The organism is Pseudonocardia sp. SID8383 (assembly GCF_009864975.1).
In the GTDB taxonomy this organism is placed as follows: Bacteria; Actinomycetota; Actinomycetes; order Mycobacteriales; family Pseudonocardiaceae; genus Pseudonocardia; species Pseudonocardia alni.
The window spans coordinates 1-1,833 of sequence record NZ_WWFY01001190.1 but is presented as its reverse complement, the minus strand read 5'-3'; the positions used below and the strand labels follow the sequence as shown (position 1 = coordinate 1,833).

The window sequence follows — 1,833 nt, the reverse complement described above, 5'->3', positions numbered from 1 at the left end:
CCGCTGCCGCACCGCTCCGCCGCTGCCGCAGTGCTCCGCCGCCCACACGCTGACCCGTCGCCCGCGCGCCGGTCCCCCGCCCGAGCCCTGATCCGCTGCGCGCGCGGTGATCCGCACCCCGCGCAGTGATCCGCTCGGCGCGCGTGTCCGGACGCGCGCGCCGAGCGGATCAGCGCGCGAAAGGGCGATCATCGGGTGCCCGTCCACAATCGCGGGAATGCTCCACAGGTGGCGGATCCGCTCCGGCGCGGGCGCCGGGCGCGGGCAGGGTCGGGACCGTGGACGAACCGCTGCTGCGCCGCGACCTCCTGAGGCTCGGGACGACCGAGGCCGAGATCCGCGCCGCCCTGCGCAGCGGGCGATGGACGGGGATCGGCCCCGGTGTGTACCTGGAGACCGGCGACGAGCGTCTGCGGTTTGCCTCGACGCGGCACGCGACCCTGGTGGAGGCGACGGTCCCCTCGCTCGCCCCCGGGGCCGTGGTCAGCGGTCCGTCCGCCGCCGTTCGACACGGCCTGCCGGTCTGGGGCGTGCCTCTGACCACGGTGCACGTCACCCGGGACGGCGCGTCCGGCGGGCGCGGCGGGCCGCGGCTGCGCGTGCACGCCTCCCCGTTGTCCGCCGACGAGGTCGTCGACGTCCGCGGCATCGCGACGACGTCGGTGGCCCGCACCGTCGTCGACGTGGCCCGCACGGCTCCGTTCGAGACCGCCGTGGCCGTCGCCGACGCGGCCCTGCACCGCCACCTCGTCACGCCGGACCGACTGCGGGATGCGGTACTCGCCGCCTGCGGGCGCCACGGCGTCGGCCGGGCCCGGGCGGTCGTCGCCTTCGCCGACGCCCGCGCGGACGGGCCCGGTGAGTCACGCAGCCGGGTCCGGATGGCCCGCCTGCACGTGGCGAGGCCGGTGCTGCAGCATTCGTTGCTCGACGAGCGGGGCCACCGGATCGGGGTCGTCGACTTCTGGTGGCCCGACCACGGGGTGGTCGGGGAGTTTGACGGCCTCGGCAAGTACGGGCGGTCGCGACGCCCGGGAGAGAGCGCGGCCGACGCCGTCGTCCGGGAGAAGCGGCGTGAGGACGCCCTGCGGGCCCGGCCCGGTGTGCGGACGGTCGTGCGCTGGACCTGGGAGGAGCTCGACGACTTCGCCGCCGTCGCGCAGCGGCTCCCGCGGACAGCATGATCCGTACCCCGCGTGGTGATCCGTTGCCCGCGCGTGTCCGGACGCGCGCGCGAAACGGATCACCGCGCGGCGAGTGGATCAGCACGCGGACAGCGGATCGGCACGCGGCGGGAGGGATTGCCGCCAGGGCGACGGGCCGGCACGCAGCCGTCTGGCCGACGTGGGACCGGCGGATCACCGAAGCCGGCGGATCACCGGGGCAGCCGACGGGTCGGTGCGCGGAGCCGGTCAGTCGGCCGGGCGCAGCACGGTCGCCCCGAGGATCCGGCAGGCCAGGAGCGCCACCTCGACGTCGAGCCGATCGTCGCCGAGGGGCCAGCCCCGCACCTCCTCGGCGCGGCGCAGGCGGTACTGCACGGTGTTCTTGTGCAGGTGCAGCTCGCCCGCCGCCGCGACGAGACTGCCGCCGCCGCGCAGGTAGGCGGCGAGGGTGTCGCGGAGCCGGGCGTGCTGCTCGTCGTCGATCGCCAGGTCGCCGAGGATCTCGGCGACCCGGGCGGCGAGCAGGTCGGTGCCCGCGTCGAGCAGCAGCAGCGGGCCGAGGTCGTCGGCGGTGGTGACCGGGAGCCGGGCGGCGGGAGCGGCGGCGGTGACCACCTCCTGCACCCGGCGGGCCCGGCGGTGCGCGCCGCGGAACCCGTCGAGGCCG

Annotated in this window: 2 protein-coding genes; one reads left to right on the top strand and one right to left on the bottom strand. The window is 77.0% G+C overall.

Translation table 11 applies throughout. The annotated features are described in order from the left end of the window. Positions 1 to 278: 278 nt before the first annotated feature. On the top strand, positions 279 to 1,184 hold the full coding sequence (locus GTW08_RS29030) for a hypothetical protein (protein WP_073574379.1): 906 nt from the start codon (positions 279 to 281) through the stop codon (positions 1,182 to 1,184). 228 nt (positions 1,185 to 1,412) lie between these two features. On the opposite strand, the gene GTW08_RS29025 is transcribed toward GTW08_RS29030, so the two are convergent. Next, the coding region (locus tag GTW08_RS29025; protein WP_202417854.1) for a PucR family transcriptional regulator at positions 1,413 to 1,833 on the bottom strand (421 nt) is incomplete at its 5' end.